The organism is Winogradskyella sp. PE311 (genome assembly GCF_046545555.1).
Classification (GTDB): Bacteria; Bacteroidota; Bacteroidia; order Flavobacteriales; family Flavobacteriaceae; genus Winogradskyella.
Genome location: NZ_JBHZTH010000001.1, coordinates 1,469,504 through 1,488,524 on the forward strand (window position 1 = coordinate 1,469,504; position 19,021 = coordinate 1,488,524).

A 19,021-nucleotide genomic window follows, 5' to 3' on the forward strand; every position below is an offset into this window, starting at 1 on the left:
TTGTCATCACAACCAAATAATCCGTTACATGGTATTAAATTAGAACAGATTGTTAGCGATCTTCAGGCACATTACGGTTGGGAATATATGGGGTACCAAATTAATATTCGCTGTTTTAAGCAAGATCCTTCTGTAAAATCTAGTTTAAAATTTTTAAGACGAACACCTTGGGCACGTACCAAAGTTGAAAATATGTATTTAGAAATGTTAAGTAAAAAGCGTTAAATTTTGGGCAAGATTTTGTTCTTCTTCTTATCTAAATAATGACGTAAAACACCACCCTTTACATTATTCACATCAAATTCTACTATAAACGCATTTTGATCTATATCTGCTATTATTCTATGCATTTTTTTAATATCAATACGATTGATAATGGTATGTATAATATCGAAATCTTCTTGCGTTCCTTGACTTCCAAATCCTTTAGATCCCTTATAAGTAGTTAAACCCGCTCCTAATTCTTTCATTATAGCAACTTTTATTTCTAAAAACTCTTTGGAGACTATAGTAACACCAATAAAGTCTTCGAACCCTTCGATTGTAAGGTCTGTAACTTTGGCTGTAACGATATAAGTTAGAATTGAATAGAGTGCAACCTCTACTGAGAGTAGGTAAGCCGTAATACTAAATAGTATAATATTAAATATTAAAATGACCTGTCCGATACTAAAACCAAATTTGTCGTTAAGGTAAATACCTAAAATTTCAGAACCATCTAAGACAGATCCATTCCTTATGGCAATTCCAATTCCAGATCCTAGAAATAAACCTCCAAATATCGAGATCAATAATTTGTCGTCTGTTATGGTGGCAAAATTTTCGAAGTGAATAAAAAAGGCCAAACCCATAATGCTAATAATTGATTTTACCACAATACGTTTGGAGACCGTATAATAACCCAATATTAAAAATGGAATACTAAAAATTATAAGTAAGTACGATAAATTAATATCTACAAAACTTCTTACCAGAAGAGCAATACCTGTAACACCACCATCCAAAAATCCATTGGGTAATAAAAAGGCCTTTAGTCCAATACTGGCAAGGACAATACCAAATGCCACTTGAATATATTCTGATAAATATCGAAATGTTTTTTTTAGTACCATTTTTTATTTTTTGTTAAACATAGACTCATTCATAAATTCTAACCCAATCTTAAGAGAATCTATCCAAAAGTTCCATGTATGACCACCATCGCGGACACGATATTCGTGAGGAATACCTTTTTTAGTTAGTGCAATATGCATAGAAGAATTACCAATTGCTAAAAAATCATCGTCGCCGCAATCAAAATAAATATCTACAGTTTTTAGAAGTGCTGACTCTTTTGTTTCTACCAGTTCTAGAATGTTAAATTCTTTAATGGTTTTTGTGAGTCTAACATTACCTTTTTTTCCTTTAACAGCAGGTGAAATTCGTCCGAAATAATTGTCAAAATGTTCAGTATTGTCATTTATAATCTCCTCATTGGTTTTAATACTAGAGCTAAATGAGGCACAAGAGCCAAATAAATTGTGATACTTTAATGCTAATCTCAAACTACCTGCTCCACCCATTGAGAGTCCGCTTATACCACGAAATTGTTTTTCATTTTTAATACGATACTCATTTTCAATAAAAGGAATAAACTCTTCTATGAACATATCTTCATATGGGTAAGTGCCATCATCCTTATTAATATATAATCTATCGTCACCATCTGGCATTACTATGACCATAGGTTCGATTTTATTTGCCTTTAATAATTCCCTTAAAATATCGGATAATAAACCTTTTCTAATCCAATCTGTTTCGTCGCCGGTAAAGCCATTAAGCAGATAAATAATAGGGTATTTTTCTTTAGAGTCTTCATATCCGTTTGGTAAATAAACTGAATATTTTATAGAAGTGTCTAACAAATTACTTTTCATGCTTAGGCTTTCAACAATTTTACTTTGTGCATAGCAAATAGAAATCGTTAGAAATACGACAAAAAAAAGTGTTATTTTTTTCATTTAAGTCAGGTTTAAGTAATCATTGTTTGTCTCAAATATATTAAATAAAAACCCCTTAAAAAATCTCTTTTACAAATTCATCTTCATCTTCGTTGTCTTTTATTTCAACTTGTTCAATGAGATTTTTGGGTAGGTTATTTTTTGATGAAAACTTTAAAGGAAACGGCACTAAACAAGCCAAAAAAATCATAAATATTAAGGCTATTAACCTAAAAGTTTTTTTAATCTTCATTTATAATAGCTTATGGCATCTATAGAAATTTAGATGCTATTCTTAAATAGGTGATGTTTAGCCACTAAAGGCTATTTAAAAACTATTATACGAGGTCGTTATAAACTATTTGATGTGTAGAAAAGGTAAAGCCCTTGGTATGCAATTGTGAGGTTCTAAGACCAAGGGTTTTGTATATATAGCTTTTAAAAGCTGAGATGGCTGTTATACTATAATTCTTTTGAAACTCGATAAATACATAATCAGTGTATTTAGCAGAAGAAACAACGGTTAGCTTATTGGCTTTGTTGTAGTTTATAGAAAAGCTTATGTTATTACTATGATTGCCAACCACTAAAGCGGTTTTAATAGCTTCATTAGGTGTTTGATTTGCAACTCCAGTAAATGCTACTAAACTTAAGATAAGAGATAGTCCTATTAATAAAACGTTACTGTTTTTTGTGAGTTTCATACTGAAAGATAGTGAATATATTTCTATAACTCTAGTTGTCTTAAACCTTCATAGACAATAATACTCACAGCATTGGCTAAGTTTAAGCTTCTAATCTCTTTACTATAAAGGGGGATTTTAAAAAGCTGGTCTTGGTGTTTTTCTAGCAATGGTTTTGGTAGACCTATAGACTCTTTTCCGAAGACTAAGAACATATCATTTATAAAGTTAATATCCCAATGAGATTGTTTACCGTGGCTTGATAAGAATATCATTTTAGCATCAAGATTTTGAGTAAAGAATGCATCTATATTGTCGTAATAAATTACTTCTAAATATTGCCAATAATCAAGACCTGCACGTTTTAATCGTTTATCGTCAATTTCAAACCCAAAAGGTTTTACCAAGTGAAGTCTCGATCCTGTAGCTAGAGCTAATCGACCGATATTACCTGTATTGTTTGGTATTTCTGGTTCTATAAGAACAATATTAAGCGGCATTGATAGCAGTAATTTTTAGATAGATTAATCTAATTAATAATATAAAAGGAAAGCCGTGTAAAATGATATCAAAATAGTCTTTTGGTGCCATCCCATTAGCACCACCGGCTAACCACCTCAGTTTCCCAATGATATGAGGTTCTGGTAAAAATGGTGCTAGACCTAAAGTTAGGCATAGTAGGATAATAACTCTCCAATCATTTATTAGTTTCATGTTATAAAATTGTTTTTATAAATGAAGGGATATTATCAATTCCATTTTTGGTTGCATGTTTTACAAAAGCACTTCCAATAATCGCACCTTTTGCATATTGGGTGGCTTGTTTAAAGGTTTCATTATTAGAAATCCCAAAACCAACAATTTGAGGGTTTTTAAGATTCATATTAGCAATACGCTCGAAGTATTTAGTTTGTGTATCCCCAAAACCAACTTTCGCTCCTGTTGTACTAGCAGAACTTACCATATAAATAAAGCCATCAGAGACAGAATCGATATACCGAATACGCTCATCTGAAGTTTGAGGGGTAATTAAGAGTACATTAATTAATCCATATTTTTCGAAAGTCGCTTTATATTCTGAATGATATACATCTACTGGTAAATCGGGTATTATTAGACCGTCTATACCAATTTCTTGACATTTTTTACAGAAAGCCTCAACACCATATTGAAGCATCGGATTAAAGTAACCCATAATAATTAAGGGAATAGACACGGACTTACGAATATCTTTTAATTGATTAAATACCATTGCGCTAGTCATTCCATTTTTAAGCGCTTGTGTAGAGCTAGCTTGTATTGTTGGTCCGTCGGCTAAGGGATCACTAAATGGTAATCCAATCTCTATCATATCAACACCACTTTTTTCTAGGTTTTGAATAATAGGTACAGTGTCGTCGATATTAGGATATCCGGCTGTAAAATATATGGATAGAAGTTTCTTGTCTTCTTTTAATTTTTTGTTTATTCTGTTCATATTCACTTCCCATGAAAGTGGGAACCTTATTAATTAAACTTCATTTTTATTTAAGAAATACTGAATCAATTTCAGTATTCGCGCTAAAGTGCGAAATAATCAATATAATTCTGTAAATCTTTATCACCGCGTCCAGACAGGCTAATCACTACCACATCGTCTGGTTGAAATGTTTTATGCTCAAAAATAGCGAGTGCATGACTGGTTTCTATAGCAGGAATAATACCTTCTAACTGAGCTAATTCTAAACCAGCTGTCATAGCTTCATCGTCTGTGGCAGAATAAAATTCACCACGACCGGAGGTATATAAGTGCGAATGTAATGGTCCTACACCAGGATAATCCAAACCTGCTGAAATCGAATAAGGTTCTGTAATTTGTCCATCTAAAGTTTGCATTAATAATGTTTTGCAACCATGTATTATACCTTCTTTTCCTAGAGCTGAAGTTGCAGCGCTTTCTCCGGAATCAATTCCTTTTCCTGCGGCTTCAACCGCAATGATACCAACATTTTTGTTGTCTAAAAAGTGATAATACGTTCCGGCTGCATTGCTTCCTCCGCCAATACATGCCACTACATAATCGGGATCCTCTTTACCTTCTTTTTCCTTTAACTGCCATTTAATTTCTTCTGAAATAATAGATTGAAATTTGGTTACCATATCCGGATAGGGATGAGGTCCAATAGCAGAGCCAATAATGTAATGTGTATCTACAGGGTTATTAATCCAATCTCTAATGGCTTCATTAGTTGCATCTTTTAGTGTACGACTACCAGATAAAGCAGGTCTAACTTCAGCACCAAGCATTTTCATACGAGCTACATTTGGGGCCTGACGAGCTATATCAATTTCTCCCATATAGACAATACATTCAATACCTGCTAAAGCACAAACTGTTGCTGTTGCAACTCCGTGTTGCCCTGCTCCTGTTTCTGCAATAATTCGGTTTTTACCTAGTCGTTTTGCCATTAATATTTGACCAATAGTATTATTGATCTTATGAGCTCCCGTATGATTGAGATCTTCTCTTTTTAAATATACTTTAGTCTTATACTTTTTTGAAAGGCGCTTTGCATAATAAAGAGGCGATGGTCTGCCAACATAATCTTTTAATAAAGCATTAAACTCTTCTTGAAAAGAAGATTCTGCCATAATTTTTAAATAATTCTGCCGTAATTCTTCTACATTTGGGTAGAGCATTTCAGGTATGTATGCTCCGCCAAATACTCCGTAATAGCCTTTGTTGTTAATGTTGAAACTCATGTTTAAATTTTTCTAATTCTTCAATATTTTTTAATCCTGCTTCAATTTCAAATTTGCTATTTACATCAAGTGCATAACAATGATTTGAAGCTTTACTTTTTCTAAACGCTTTTATTTTTTCTGTTTCTTCTAATCCAATACCACCACTTAAAAAGTAGGGTTTATGAGACGAATAGTTGTTTAGTATATCCCAATTAAAAGTATAACCATTTCCGCCTGGTAGTTTACCTTTAGTATCAAATAAAAAATAATCACAAACATCTTCATATTCATTAAGTACAGAGAAGTCAAACTCATCTTTGATAGAAAAAACTTTAATTATTTCTTTTTTAGTTGATTTTAATAATCTGCATGTATCTGGTGATTCGTGTCCGTGTAACTGAATAGCATCTAGTTTATGTTTTTCAATCTTAGCTACAATAACCTCTACTTTTTCATCTACAAAGACACCGACTTTCTTTATTTCGTCTGGTAGCTTTGGGATTATATCTTCAAAATTTCTTTGCGAATTTGTATAGAATATAAAACCTAAATACTCTGGTCGCAATTTTGCAACTTCAGTTGTGTTAAATTTCATACCGCAGACTTTTAGCTTCATAGTTCTAAATTTTTTATAAATTTTGAAGCACTCAGTCCAGGATTATTCGTTTTCATAAAGTTTTCCCCTATTAAAAAACCTTCATATCCATAAGGTTGTAATTCCTTAATTGCTTCGATTGAACTAATTCCACTTTCAGATACTTTGACAAAATCACCTGGTATCATTTGGCTGAGCTGTTTTGAAGTATCCAAGCTAACTTCGAATGTTTTGAGATTCCTATTATTAACACCTAGCATATCTAATGATGGCATAATTGACTTATGTAACTCTTCTTCATTATGTACTTCTAGTAATACATCGAGATTTAAACTTTTTGCCAATTCTGAAAATAGTTTAATTTCTTCTTTCGTTAATATAGCGGCAATTAGTAGAATAACGTCCGCACCATAAGCTTTTGCTTCAATTATTTGATAGGTATCAATTATAAATTCTTTTCTTAAGAGTGGAATAGTTGAACTCGCACGCGCCATTAATAAATCGTCTAAGGCTCCACCAAAATACTTGCTGTCTGTTAAAACGGACATGCCGCAAACGCCTGCGTCTTCATAACCTTTAGCAACATCTTGAACATTTAAATCTTGGTTGATTATAGATTTAGATGGTGAACGTCTTTTGTGTTCAGCAATAATACCAGAGTCACTAGCCTTTAGGTTTTGAGCCAATGAATTTGTTTGGCGTTCAAATAAAACAGATTGCTCTAATTGAAAAATTGGAATTAACGATTTACGTAAATCAACTTCTTTACGTTTATCAATTACTATTTTGTCTAAAATATTCATTTACTCAATTCTATCAGTTTGGTTAAACTTTCTTTCGCTTTTCCGCTAATCAAAGATGCTTTAGCTAAATGAAACCCTTCTTTATGAGAAATATTTTTTGCCGTTGCTATTGCTAAACCAGCATTAGCGCATACCACATTTGCATGTGCTTCTGTGCCGTTGCCGTTAATGATTTTTGTAAAAAGTTTAGCGGCTTGTTTTACCGTTTTACCTCCAAAAATTTCTTTTTGTTCTATTTTATTTAAATCTAAATCTTTAGGTTCAAGTAAAACTTCTGATCTATTGGAGATAACTTTTGTCTTCCCTGTTAATGAAATTTCGTCATAACCATCTAATGCATGCACAACAGCATAGTTTTTATTAGTTTCTTGATATAAATAACCGTAGAGTCTCAACAATTCAAGATTAAAGACTCCAACCATTTGATTGTCTGGAAATGCAGGATTTACCATTGGGCCTAACATATTAAAGAACGTTTTAACTCCTAATTCTTTTCTTATAGGCGCTACATTTTTCATTGCTGGATGAAAAAGTGGTGCGTGTAATACACATATACCAGTTTCATCAATACTACGTTTTAAAAAGTCTATATCATTGGTGAATTTTATGCCTAAATGTTCCATTACGTTAGATGACCCACAAGCAGAAGAGACACCGTAATTTCCGTGTTTAGTTACATTTACTCCTGCACCAGCAGTTACAAATGATGATAATGTAGAAATATTAAATGTATCTTTTCCGTCACCACCTGTACCACATAAGTCTATAGTGTTGTAACCGTTTAAATCTACTGGAATACAAAGCTCTAATAAGGCATCTCTAAATCCTCTTAATTCTTCAAGCGTAATACTACGCATCATATATACAGTTAAAAATGAAGCTATTTGACTTTGGTTGTATTTACCTTCTGAAATATTAACCAATACATTTTTTGCTTCACTACTCGAAATACTTTCTTGGTTAATGAGTCTATTTAAAAGTGCTTTCATAGTTAAGAATTGATCCAGTTTTTAAGAATAGTTTTACCATCTGGCGTCAGGACAGATTCAGGATGATATTGTACCCCTTTTACGTCATACACTTTATGTCTTAATGACATTATTTGTCCGTTTTCATCAAAAGAAGTAGCTTCTAAACTATCAGGTAAATTGGTATTTACGACCCAAGAATGGTAGCGACCGACTTCAAAAGTTTTATCTAGTCCGTTAAAAAGCGTTTCATCATCAACAGAAAGTGTCACATGCGTTGCAACGCCGTGATAGACATTTTCTAAATTTTCTAAAGTACCTCCAAAGACCTCTCCTATTGCTTGTTGACCAAGGCATACACCTAATATACTTTTAGTAGGAGCGTAGATTGCTATTATTTCTTTTAACAAGCCGGCTTCGTCTGGTATTCCCGGACCAGGCGATAAGACGATTTTGTCAAATGCATCAACCTCTTCAATTGTAAGTTTGTCATTTCTCTTAACAGTGACTTCACAATCTAAATCCTGTAAATAATGTACAAGATTATATGTAAAACTGTCGTAATTATCAATTACTAATACCTTTTTCATGTTAAATTTCTTTTGCTTGCTCTATTGCCTTTGTTAAAGCTCCAAGCTTATTGTATACTTCGTGTAATTCGCTTTCTGCATCTGATTTTGCTACTAAACCAGCTCCAGCTTGCCAAAACAATTTATGATTTTTACTTAAAAATGTTCTAATCATTATGGCGTGATTAAAGTTTCCTTCAAAATCCATAAATCCTATCGCTCCGCCATAGTAACCTCTGCTGGTTTTTTCGTACTTTTCAATTAATTGCATAGCTCTATGTTTTGGTGCTCCACTTAAAGTTCCTGCAGGAAATGTATCTGCTACAACTTGCATAGTGTCTGTACCTTTGCGAATATCTCCGGTCACTTTGCTCACTAAATGAATAACATGAGAAAAGAACTGTACTTCTCTATAATTTTTTACAGTAACATTGCTTCCATGTCTACTAAGATCATTTCTCGCTAAATCAACAAGCATTACGTGCTCACTGTTTTCTTTATCATCATGGATAAGCTCTTCTGCGAGTTCTGCATCTTTTAAGTCGTTTCCTGTACGTTTAAAAGTGCCAGCAATAGGATGAATTTCTGCTGTGCCATCACTTACAATTAACTGTGCTTCTGGCGAACTACCAAAGATTTTAAAACTGCCATAATCAAAATAAAATAAATAAGGTGAAGGGTTAATACTTCTTAGCGCACGATAGACATTGAATTCATCTCCACTAAATTTTTGTGAAAACTGCTTAGAAAGTACTAATTGAAACACATCTCCTCTTGCACAATGTTTTTTGGCTAACTCAACATGCGCTTTGTATTCATCATCGCTTAAATTAGACTTTATGTCTTCTTGAGTATTAAAGTCGTAAGATGCGTATTGTCTGGTCTGAATTAATTGCAGAATTTCATCAATATTATTTTCTGTATCGAAGCAATGCGCAAAAATGTAAGCTTCGTTTTTAAAATGATTTATAGCTATTATATTTTGATAAACGGCATAATAAATTTCTGGTATCTCTATTGAGCCCTCTTTTTTAGCAATATTTATAGCTTCAAAATGCTTTACTGCATCATATGATGTATAACCAAATATGCCATTATTAATAAATTTAAAATCTTCTTTAGAATCAACTTTAAAGCGTTGCGTAAATTTGTGAATCTCTTCTACTACACCAACTTTATTGACAAAATTATTTTTTGAGCTTCCATCTGGATATGTTTGAGAAATGACACCTTCATTAACTTGTATAGAAGCTATAGGATTGCAACATATATAGGAAAAACTATTGTCATTAGCGTGATAATCGCTGCTCTCTAAAAGTATACTATTTGGAAATTTATCTCTTATTTTAAGATAAATACTAACAGGTGTAATTGTATCTGCCAGTATCTTTTTATAATGTGTATATAGACTGAATGTTTTCATAAATTTATACTAAAAAAGGCTTGTCGTGAATGACAAGCCTTTTTTTTATATTTTGTATACAAAGGGTTATTTCACGAACATGAGTTTGAGAAATTCCACCACCAAGTATGATTTGTTATTTTTTTCATTTGAAATTCAAAGATAGAAATGATAATTCAGATTTTCAAGTATTTAATTTAATATTTTGTTAATTATATTAGCCAACATTGAATGGATTAATAACTTTATACCATGAAACGTATTTTACTACTTTGTTTATTAGCTGCATTTGCTTGTAAAAAATACACCGAAGAGGTGACTGCAACTGAAATTGAGGATGTAGAAAGAGAAAATAAAGAGGCAGTTGAAGATATATCTGATATAGATTTAGAAATCTATGATTATGATGGGTTGGAGCCTTTAATACATATAAAAGACGACAAAATCCATGTCGTAAATTTTTGGGCTACATGGTGCGCACCTTGCGTAAAAGAGTTACCTTATTTTGAAGATATCAATAAAAATTATAAGTCTAAAGGTGTTGAAGTTTTATTGGTGAGTTTAGATTTTCCAAAAAATTATGAGACTAAGTTGAAGCCTTTTATGAAAAAGCATAATTTGATATCTAAGGTAGTGGCTTTTGATGATACAGATCAAAACAGGTGGATACCAGCTATAAATGAAAAGTGGACTGGTGCTTTACCAGCTACAATTATTTATAAGGGTGATAAACGGCAATTTTACGAAAGATCCTTTACCAAGGAAGAATTAGAAAACGAATTAAAACAATTTTTAAATTAAATAAATATGAAAACTTTAAAATTACTCGCGGTTATGGTGATGGTATTATCACTATCTGCTTTTACAACAAATACAGATGGAGAAGGTTATAAAGTTGGTGATGTTGCCACAGATTTTAGCTTAGAAAATATTAATGGTAAAATGGTTTCGCTTGCAGATTTTGACGATGCGGAAGGGTTTATTGTCATTTTCACCTGTAATACCTGTCCTTACGCAGTTGCCTATGAGGATAGAATAGAGGCTTTAAATAAAAAGTATGCATCTAAAGGCTATCCTGTTGTAGCTATAATGCCAAATAATATAGAAGTAAAACCAGGTGATAATATGGAGTCTATGCAAGCTAGAGCAAAAGCGAAAGGCTTTACCTTTCCATATTTAATGGATAAAGGTCAGAAAATTTATCCTCAGTATGGTGCTACTAAGACTCCTCATGTATACTTATTAGAGAAGACTAAAGAGGGCAACGTTGTAAAATATATTGGTGCTATTGATGATAATTACAAGGATGCAAGTGCTGTTAAAGTGAAATATGTAGAAAATGCAGTGGATGCATTAATGAAAAATAAAGATATACGAGTAAAAGAAACCAGAGCAATTGGGTGCTCGATAAAGGTCAAATAGATAAATCACCTGTTTTTTTAGAAAAATATGTTAAATATTTAATCCGAAGTGTAACACTTCGGATTTTTTTACGTCTATATCATAAAGAAATGTTAATTTTGTTTAAGCAAAATAGTTAATATGGCTGATTTACAGCAAAAAGATTGGACAAAACAGCGCGATGAAGACAATAATTCGGTTGTTTTAGATGTTAGAACACAACAAGAAGTAGATGAAGGTATTATTCCTAATTCACTTCATATAGATATATATAGAGGACAAGATTTTATTGACGAAATTCAGAAATTAGATAAAACCAAGAGCTATTATGTGTATTGCAGATCTGGTAATCGAAGCGGACAGGCTTGTGCAATTATGAATCAATTAGGGTTTAACAACGCTTACAATTTAGTAGGCGGTTTTAATGAGTGGACTGGTAAGACAGCGCATTGAAATTATAAATAAGGAGTTATTATGAAAAAACTATATATAATTAGTTGTCTTATTGTAGCAATAAGTTTTTCTATGAGCTGTGTTAATAGTAATAGAGATAATTCTGAAGTAAAACTAGTTACAGCTGAAGAAATGCAGTCTATACTACAATTAGAAGATGTGCAATTAATTGACGTAAGATCGCAAAAAGAATATGAAGAAATTCATATTGCAAACTCTCAGAATATTGATTTTACTTCACCTACCTTTGATGATGATATTTCTAAGTTAGATAAGCAAAAGCCAGTAATTTTATACTGTAAGGGCGGAGGAAGAAGTGCTAAATGTGCTAAAAAGCTTAAAGATGCTGGTTTTACAAAAATATACGATCTCGATGGAGGTCTTTCTAAATGGCAACACTCTGGTGAAATTGAAATAGAAGCAAAATCATAAAACATACAAACCGAGCATTTTGTTCGGTTTTTTTATTCCGCATTTTTTCTACTTATTAGTCTTAAGGTTTTTATAATTTAGACGACAGTTATTAAATAATAAGAACACAACTGTTACATTTGTGTTTTAACGCTTTATTTATGATAATTAAGAGAATTCTACTACTAAGCCTACTTGTATTTGGTTTTTCATTTAACTCATATTCACAAATTTTAGAACCTGTAAAATGGGCTTCTGAAGTTGAGAAAATTTCAGATACTGAATATAACCTTATTTTCACAGCGAATATTGATAAGGATTGGTATATATACTCGCAAATACAGCAATCTGAGGATAGTTTTGCACCAACTACTTTTTTTGAATATAAAGGACAGCCTAACAATTATAAACTCGTTGGAGACACTTCAGAGCCATCAGTACCATCTATATATGATAAAATTTTTGAAGAAGATGTTGTAAAGTTTAAGGAGCAAGCTATTTTTAAACAGAAAATAAGACTACTTAATGCGGATTTAAAACAGATTGAAGTGTATGTAGAATACCAAACTTGTGATAACTCAAAATGTATACCTGGTGATTATACATTTAATTTATCCCTCGATGGTTCAGCAATAGCTAAAAAGGAAATATCAATTGACGAAAGGAGCAAGCAATTGTCTAAAAAGTTAAATCTAAGTGTTACGGGATGGGACAACTACGAAAAACAAAATGTCGAAGAGAAGAGTAATCTATCTATATTTTTCCTTGGTTTTTTAGGAGGATTAATAGCGTTACTTACACCTTGTGTCTTTCCAATGATTCCTTTAACGGTCTCATTTTTTACAAAGAGTGCTGGTGATCCAAAAAAGGGTTTATTCAACTCTATACTTTACGGTTTTTTCATCTTTTTAATTTATGCATTATTAAGTATTCCTTTTCATTTATTAGATTCTTTAGATCCTGGTATTTTAAACAATATTTCAACTAATGTTACTCTAAATATTATCTTCTTTGTCATTTTTATAGCCTTTGCATTTTCATTTTTTGGCTATTACGAATTAACACTTCCTCAATCTTGGAGTGCAGCTATGGATAGTAAAGCCAACAAAATAGGTGGTTTTATAGGCGTCTTTTTTATGGCATTAACTTTGGCCATTGTGTCTTTTTCTTGCACAGGTCCAATTTTAGGAACGTTACTAGGTAGTTCACTTACGGCAGATGGTGGAGCAACTCAATTAACAATGGGTATGAGTGGTTTTGGTTTAGCACTAGCGTTGCCATTTACATTGTTTGCTATGTTCCCAAAATGGCTTAATTCATTACCAAAATCTGGTGGATGGTTAAATACGGTGAAAGTAGTGCTTGGTTTTATAGAACTAGCCTTGGCACTTAAATTCTTGTCTAATGCAGATTTAGTGGAGCATTGGGGACTTTTAAAACGCGAAATATTTATAGGTCTTTGGATAATAATTGGAGTCGGATTAGTTTTATATTTATTTGGAAAAATTAAATTTCCGCATGATGGACTATTACAGAAACTAAGTAAATTCAGAATTACAAGTGGTATATTAGTTATTGCATTTGTAATTTATTTAATCCCTGGATTAACTAACACTAAATATGCCAACCTAAAATTATTAAGTGGTTTTGCACCTCCTTTATTTTATAGTATTTATGAAAAAGCATCAGAATGCCCCTTGGACTTAAACTGCTACAAGGATTTAAATGAAGGCATTGCTGCTGCAAAAATTGAGAATAAGCCTATTCTTTTGGATTTTACTGGATGGACCTGTGTTAATTGCAGAAAAATGGAAGAGCAGGTATGGAGCAAATCTGATATATATAAGATTTTAAGTGAAGATTATATTATTATTTCATTGTATGTAGATGATAATGAGAAAGCCTTACCAAAGGATGAGCAATTTCAATATTTAAGGTCTAATGGAACTCTAAAAGAGATAGAGACCTATGGAGATAAATGGACTGCATTACAAACTACAAATTTTCAGAACAACTCTCAGCCGTATTATGCATTACTAGATGCAGATATGAGCTTGTTGAATGTAACAAATGCTTACGAGCCTAACGCAGATGCGTATTATCAATGGTTAAAAACGGGATTAGAAAATTTTAAGAAATAAATTAGACTTCAAAATAAACGTCTTCAAATGGTACTCTAAAACGCGGACCGTAAATACCTTTGTCATCTCTAATTCCGCAACTAATTACCATATTTATTTCTGCACCACGAGGGAGTTTTAAAATCTGTTTTACTCTTAAAGTATCACTACCTTCCATTGGGCAGGTGTCGTAACCTATGCCAGCCATGCTTGTCATAAAATTTTGTGCTGCTAATCCTGCACTTTTATGCGCTACAATACGCATGTCACTTAACCGAGTTTGCCTGTAAATGGGTTTAAATAGACCAACAATTTGAAACACAATAAATTTTATATAACCAAGTATACCAAGAAAGTCTGAATAGATAGTTGGTATTAATTTTTTGTAATATTTTGTTGCCATCTTTTTACGCTTTAAATCGCGCTCACTCAAATCTGGTTTGTCATAAACTTTATTTAAGAATTCAACATTCGCTTTAGCACGTTTTCTCCACAGGTCTTTGCGAGTTACAATAACTACAAGTTGCTGTGCTGTTTTAGCAGCGCTTTGGTTAAAACAAGCTTCAGCTAATTTCTTCAAAATGGTTTTATCGGTTATATGGTAAAACTCCCAAAGCTGAAGATTACTACTCGTTGGTGCTAACGATGCGTTAAATAAACATTGCTTTACCTTATCAGTGTTTATAGATTCATTCTTATATACTCGAGTAGATCGTCTATAGGCAATCGCTTCAGTTACTGTTTTCTCCATTTTGAAGTTTTATTATTTTAAAAAATAAGGCTAAAAACAGAGCCTTCTCCTTCAATACTTTTTACAATTATTCGTCCTTTATGGAGTAACATAATCTGCTTACATAGGCTCAGACCAATTCCACTTCCTGTTGCTTTACTAGTAAAGAAAGGGATAAAAATATTTTCTAAAATATCTTGCGGAATACCAGAACCATTATCAATTACTTTGAAAGCAATATCTCTATTTGAGTTTTGAGAGGCGATCACTTTAATTTGAGCATCATCTTTGTGTCTACAAGCATCAACAGCATTTAGTATAAGGTTAATTAAGACTTGCTCAATAAGATGTGTATCTATGTCTAATTCTAGTTTTGGACTAGAAATTTTAAACTCAATATCTATATTCTTAGCTTCAATTGAAGGTGCCATTAATAGCTGAATATCATGAAACAGTTCGGATACTTTAACCCGTTGTAGATTTAGGTTAGTGACCTTACTTAAACTGCGGTAAGTCTTAGCGAACTTTAATAAACCTTCACTTCGGTTTTTGATGGTCTTAATTCCAGAATTTAAATCATCTAATTCTAAATTGTTTTCTTTTGGTTGTTCAATAGCTAATTGTAAATTAGATTGGAGTGTATCAGCTAGAGAAGAAATAGGTGCTATAGAATTCATGATCTCATGAGTCATTACGCTCAATAATTTTTTCCATGATTCAGACTCATTCTTATTAAGTGTATTGTCGATGTCTTGAATAACAATTAATTTAAAAGCATCTTCATCAACTTGAAAAACAGTATCTGAAATTAATATTTTAATGCTTTCATTTTGTAACGCAATTGAGATAGAATTGGGTTCTCTATGATAGGTTTCAAAAACAGTGTTATATAATTCAGGTTTTCTGTTTTCAACAAATCTGATGTTTTTAAAAGATGGTATATCTAAAATATCACCAAATGAATCATTAGACCATAATACATCGCCAGTTTCTAAATTATAAGCAATAATACCGATATCTACCATCTCTAAAATCTTCTGTAGATAAACATACTGCGCCTGATTTTGAGAGTTAATTTCTTTAATGGTACGATTAATTTCATTAAAGCCTGTGTATAAAAACCGAATGTCTTTAGGACCTCTATCTTCTGGAAACCATCTTGAAAAATCACGATATTTTACAGCTTCAAAAAAATCATCCATAGCTACAAAACGTCGTTTCACAAAACTATAGGTATTAATAATAATATAGATAATCCCTAAACTGATTATGATAGCGTAAGAGGTATTGTCATTGTAGATAAAATAAGTGAGACCAAGAATAAGACCTACAAGGAGTAAAATTCTAAAAAATAATCTAAGAATGTAAACTCTATAGTTCATATTTTTCTAATCGTCTATATAAGGCAGCTCTAGTAATACCTAGTTCTTTTGCAGATTTAGAAACATTTCCTTTGTGTTTTTCTAATACGGTAAGAATAGCATTTTTTTCTATGTCATCTAAGTTCATACTTGTTGCTTCAATGTGTTTTGAAGTTGTAGAACGCTCTATAGAAGAAAAAACTAAATCGTCGGGTTTTAGAGTGTTACCTTCTGTCATAATCACAGCACGTTCTAACACATATTGAAGTTCTCGTACATTTCCTGGAAAATCATGTTTTTTGAGCTTGGATATAAAACCAGAGTCAAAAGAAAATGCAGTTTTATTATATTTTTCTGCATAGAGTGATACAAAATGACGCGATAGCTCAGTAATATCAGTTCCTCGATCTCTTAAAGGAGGCACAGTAATATCAACAGTATTTATTCTGTAGATTAAATCTTTCCTGAATCTTTTTTCATCTGCTAAAACTTTTGGGTCTTCATTTGTAGCGCAAATAAGTCTTATGTCTATTGGTATGGGTTCATTAGAGCCTAAGGGAGTTACTTGTCTGTTTTGTAAAACCGTTAATAATCTTACTTGTTGCCCTAATGTAATATTGCCAATCTCATCTAAAAAAAGTGTTCCACCATTTGCAGCTTCAAATCGACCTTTGCGATCTTCTCTTGCATCTGTAAAAGCTCCTTTTTTATAGCCGAATAATTCACTTTCAAATAATGATGATGTTAGTGCACCTACATCTACTTTTATGAAAGGTTTATTTTTTCTATTTGAGTGATCGTGAAGTGCTCTAGCAATTAAATCTTTACCTGTTCCATTTTCACCAAGGACAAGAACATTAGCATCTGTTGGTGCTACCTTCTTAAGCTTAACAAAAACATCATTCATTACATCGCTTTCACCAATAATGTCTACGCTATTAGTATTTAAATTTTCTTTTTGTTTAGTCTTCGATGTCTTTTTACTAAGAATAGTAGTTATAGTTTCCACTACTTTTTGATTCTTCCAAGGCTTCATTAAGAAATCTGAAGCGCCTTCTTTAAGTCCTTTAATGGCCAAGTCAATATCTGCATAGGCAGTCATTAGAATAACCGCTATTTCTGGTTTTAACTTCCTAATTTTATTCAACCAAAAAATACCTTCGTTACCTGTATTTACAAGCCCATTAAAATTCATGTCGAGAATTACAATATCTACATTACTACGTTCAATTTGAGCATTTATATTATTAGGATTTTTTTCAGTAATTACTTCTTTTACTATAGGCTTAAGTAGCAGACGTAACGCAGTGAGAACGTCAGCGTCATCGTCTACAACTAATATGATTGCATTTTTTAAAACCATCTATACAATATTACAATTAATCGATAGGTTATAAAAATAAAACTTTAAGTGTTTAAAATGTGTACACTATCGAACATTAAGTGTATCAAAACCGAACACTTTTATTTTTAGATTTATTTATAAACAACTGATTTTAAGTAAATTGACGTTTTGGCATCATCTTCACTATATAGATTGTATAAACAAAGAATAAAAAATGGACGTTCCAATTCAAAAGAAGAAATTTTCAAATAAAAAAATAGGACTTGTCGCAGGTGTTTTAGCTATTATCGCTTTGATAGTTTATGTGATTATCCATACCTCAGGTGGTTCTAAACTGAATGTTGAAAAGGAAAGAATTTCTATAAATACAGTCAATAAAAGTGTATTTCAAGAAAATATTCCAGTTAACGGCATTGTATTACCAATTACAACAATTTACTTAGATGCTTTAGAAGGTGGTCGTGTAGAAGAGAAGTTTGTAGAAGACGGAGCAATGATGAAAAAAGGGGAACCAATTCTACGGTTATCTAATACAGATTTAGAATTAACCTTAGTAAACCAAGAAACATCGGTCTATAATTTATTAACACAAATGCAGATTTCGCAAAATGCTGCGAGACAGAATACCATTAATAGACAAAATCAATTTACAGATGTTGAAAATAATCTCATTGAAGCTGAGCGTGTTTATAATTTGAATAAGCGTTTATACGAAAAAGGAGCTATCGGAAGAATGGATTACGAGTCTTCGGAAAATAACTTTAAATATCAGAAGGAGCGCATGAAATTATCAGAGCAAGTTTTATCTGAGGATTCAATTTCTTCAAAATTAGAAGTTAATCAAGCTAAGAACTCTTATGCTAGAACTCAAAGTGCCTTAGAATTAATGCGAAAAAAAGTAGGCGATTTAGTTGTACGTGCACCAATCGATGGTCAGTTAACATCATTAGATGCGGAAATTGGTCAATCTATAAATAAAGGCACAAGATTAGGACAAGTGGATGTGACTAGTGCTTATAAAGTAAGAGTAGATATAGATGAGCACTATATCTCAAGAATTTACAATGGCCAAACAGGAACATTTACACTAAATAATAGAACATACACATTAACAATAAAGAAAGTGTTTACACAGGTTACTAACGGACGCTTTCAAGTCGATATGAAATTTGAAGGCGAGGTACCAGAAGGTATAAGAAGAGGTCAGAATTTACAAATCCGTGTAGCCTTAAGCGCAGAGAAAGAAGCATTGTTAGTTCCTAAAGGAGGCTTTTTTCAGAAAACAGGAGGTAATTGGATTTTTAAAGTGAGTGAAGACGGAAATACAGCTTACAAAGTAAATATTAGACTAGGAAGTCAGAACACAGAATATTATGAGGTTATTGAAGGATTAAATCCTGGTGATAAGGTGGTAACCTCTAGTTATGATTCTTTTGGCGATACAGAAGAACTTATTTTAAAATAAAGAACATATACA

Annotated in this window: 23 protein-coding genes; 7 read left to right on the plus strand and 16 right to left on the minus strand. The window is 32.2% G+C overall.

The features are described 5' to 3' along the window. Nucleotides 1–225 (plus strand): VF530 family DNA-binding protein, encoded by a 225-nt coding sequence (locus ACFWU4_RS06265; protein ID WP_411125940.1) that lies wholly within the window; start codon nt 1–3, stop codon nt 223–225. Here ACFWU4_RS06265 and ACFWU4_RS06270 read toward each other — a convergent pair. The 13 genes from ACFWU4_RS06270 to ACFWU4_RS06330 all read right to left on the minus strand — a co-directional run bounded on the left by ACFWU4_RS06270 (nt 222) and on the right by ACFWU4_RS06330 (nt 9,744). Further along, on the minus strand, nt 222–1,112 hold the full coding sequence (locus ACFWU4_RS06270) for a YitT family protein (protein WP_411125942.1): 891 nt from the start codon (nt 1,110–1,112) through the stop codon (nt 222–224). The genes ACFWU4_RS06265 and ACFWU4_RS06270 overlap by 4 nt on opposite strands. 3 nt (nt 1,113–1,115) lie before the next feature. Next, a complete protein-coding gene (locus ACFWU4_RS06275) occupies nt 1,116–2,000 on the minus strand; it encodes an alpha/beta hydrolase (protein WP_411125944.1) in 885 nt (294 codons plus the stop codon). A gap of 55 nt (nt 2,001–2,055) precedes the next feature. Next, nucleotides 2,056–2,232 carry a hypothetical protein gene (locus ACFWU4_RS06280; protein WP_411125945.1) on the minus strand — a complete coding sequence of 59 codons (177 nt, stop codon included), beginning with the start codon at nt 2,230–2,232 and terminating at the stop codon, nt 2,056–2,058. Between the two features lie 85 nt (nt 2,233–2,317). Continuing rightward, on the minus strand, nt 2,318–2,683 hold the full coding sequence (locus ACFWU4_RS06285; protein ID WP_411125947.1) for a hypothetical protein: 366 nt from the start codon (nt 2,681–2,683) through the stop codon (nt 2,318–2,320). Between the two features lie 23 nt (nt 2,684–2,706). Next, nucleotides 2,707–3,162, minus strand: coding sequence for a tRNA (cytidine(34)-2'-O)-methyltransferase (locus ACFWU4_RS06290; RefSeq protein ID WP_411125948.1), 456 nt, complete (start codon nt 3,160–3,162; stop codon nt 2,707–2,709). Continuing rightward, a complete protein-coding gene (locus ACFWU4_RS06295; protein WP_411125949.1) occupies nt 3,152–3,376 on the minus strand; it encodes a hypothetical protein in 225 nt (74 codons plus the stop codon). Before ACFWU4_RS06295 ends, ACFWU4_RS06290 begins: the two co-directional genes overlap by 11 nt. Before the next feature lies 1 nt (nt 3,377). After that, on the minus strand, nt 3,378–4,139 hold the full coding sequence (gene trpA / locus ACFWU4_RS06300) for a tryptophan synthase subunit alpha (protein ID WP_411125950.1): 762 nt from the start codon (nt 4,137–4,139) through the stop codon (nt 3,378–3,380). A gap of 83 nt (nt 4,140–4,222) precedes the next feature. Continuing rightward, nucleotides 4,223–5,404: a tryptophan synthase subunit beta gene (trpB, locus tag ACFWU4_RS06305; RefSeq protein ID WP_411125952.1), complete on the minus strand. Its 1,182-nt coding sequence runs from the start codon at nt 5,402–5,404 to the stop codon at nt 4,223–4,225. Then, nucleotides 5,388–6,002, minus strand: coding sequence for a phosphoribosylanthranilate isomerase (locus tag ACFWU4_RS06310; protein WP_411125954.1), 615 nt, complete (start codon nt 6,000–6,002; stop codon nt 5,388–5,390). Before ACFWU4_RS06310 ends, trpB begins: the two co-directional genes overlap by 17 nt. Continuing rightward, on the minus strand, nt 5,999–6,784 hold the full coding sequence (gene trpC, locus ACFWU4_RS06315) for an indole-3-glycerol phosphate synthase TrpC (RefSeq protein WP_411125955.1): 786 nt from the start codon (nt 6,782–6,784) through the stop codon (nt 5,999–6,001). The genes ACFWU4_RS06310 and trpC overlap by 4 nt, the downstream gene beginning before the upstream one ends. Continuing rightward, nucleotides 6,781–7,773, minus strand: a complete 993-nt coding sequence (gene trpD, locus ACFWU4_RS06320; RefSeq protein ID WP_411125957.1) for an anthranilate phosphoribosyltransferase — start codon at nt 7,771–7,773, stop codon at nt 6,781–6,783. Before trpD ends, trpC begins: the two co-directional genes overlap by 4 nt. Nucleotides 7,774–7,775: 2 nt before the next feature. Beyond that, entirely contained in the window at nt 7,776–8,342 is a 567-nt protein-coding gene (locus ACFWU4_RS06325) for an anthranilate synthase component II (protein WP_411125959.1), read from the minus strand. 1 nt (nt 8,343) lies between these two features. Then, the gene (locus ACFWU4_RS06330) at nt 8,344–9,744 is read right to left on the minus strand and encodes an anthranilate synthase component I family protein (RefSeq protein ID WP_411125961.1); all 1,401 of its coding nucleotides are present in this window, start codon (nt 9,742–9,744) and stop codon (nt 8,344–8,346) included. 231 nt (nt 9,745–9,975) lie between these two features. Between ACFWU4_RS06330 and ACFWU4_RS06335 the strand changes: the two genes are divergently transcribed. From ACFWU4_RS06335 to ACFWU4_RS06355, 5 genes are all read left to right on the plus strand, one after another. Beyond that, on the plus strand, nt 9,976–10,524 hold the full coding sequence (locus ACFWU4_RS06335) for a TlpA disulfide reductase family protein (RefSeq protein ID WP_411125963.1): 549 nt from the start codon (nt 9,976–9,978) through the stop codon (nt 10,522–10,524). 6 nt (nt 10,525–10,530) lie between these two features. Next, nucleotides 10,531–11,145 carry a thioredoxin family protein gene (locus tag ACFWU4_RS06340; RefSeq protein ID WP_411125965.1) on the plus strand — a complete coding sequence of 205 codons (615 nt, stop codon included), beginning with the start codon at nt 10,531–10,533 and terminating at the stop codon, nt 11,143–11,145. 120 nt (nt 11,146–11,265) lie between these two features. Next, nucleotides 11,266–11,577 (plus strand): rhodanese-like domain-containing protein, encoded by a 312-nt coding sequence (locus ACFWU4_RS06345; RefSeq protein ID WP_411125967.1) that lies wholly within the window; start codon nt 11,266–11,268, stop codon nt 11,575–11,577. A gap of 21 nt (nt 11,578–11,598) precedes the next feature. Beyond that, nucleotides 11,599–12,009, plus strand: coding sequence for a rhodanese-like domain-containing protein (locus ACFWU4_RS06350; RefSeq protein WP_411125969.1), 411 nt, complete (start codon nt 11,599–11,601; stop codon nt 12,007–12,009). 140 nt (nt 12,010–12,149) lie between these two features. Further along, on the plus strand, nt 12,150–14,129 hold the full coding sequence (locus tag ACFWU4_RS06355; RefSeq protein ID WP_411125971.1) for a cytochrome c biogenesis protein CcdA: 1,980 nt from the start codon (nt 12,150–12,152) through the stop codon (nt 14,127–14,129). Nucleotide 14,130: 1 nt separating this feature from the next. Here the strand turns inward: ACFWU4_RS06355 and ACFWU4_RS06360 are convergent, their stop codons facing one another. From ACFWU4_RS06360 to ACFWU4_RS06370, 3 genes are read right to left on the minus strand one after another with little or no spacing between them, the layout of a single operon-like run. Further along, entirely contained in the window at nt 14,131–14,859 is a 729-nt protein-coding gene (locus ACFWU4_RS06360; RefSeq protein ID WP_411125973.1) for a nitroreductase family protein, read from the minus strand. A 17-nt stretch (nt 14,860–14,876) separates the two neighbouring features. After that, complete coding sequence (locus tag ACFWU4_RS06365; RefSeq protein WP_411125974.1) at nt 14,877–16,220, minus strand: sensor histidine kinase; 1,344 nt, start codon at nt 16,218–16,220, stop codon at nt 14,877–14,879. Further along, nucleotides 16,210–17,562 carry a sigma-54-dependent transcriptional regulator gene (locus tag ACFWU4_RS06370; protein ID WP_411125976.1) on the minus strand — a complete coding sequence of 451 codons (1,353 nt, stop codon included), beginning with the start codon at nt 17,560–17,562 and terminating at the stop codon, nt 16,210–16,212. Before ACFWU4_RS06370 ends, ACFWU4_RS06365 begins: the two co-directional genes overlap by 11 nt. Nucleotides 17,563–17,758: 196 nt before the next feature. Between ACFWU4_RS06370 and ACFWU4_RS06375 the strand changes: the two genes are divergently transcribed. After that, a complete protein-coding gene (locus ACFWU4_RS06375) occupies nt 17,759–19,009 on the plus strand; it encodes an efflux RND transporter periplasmic adaptor subunit (protein WP_411125978.1) in 1,251 nt (416 codons plus the stop codon). Nucleotides 19,010–19,021 lie beyond the last annotated feature (12 nt).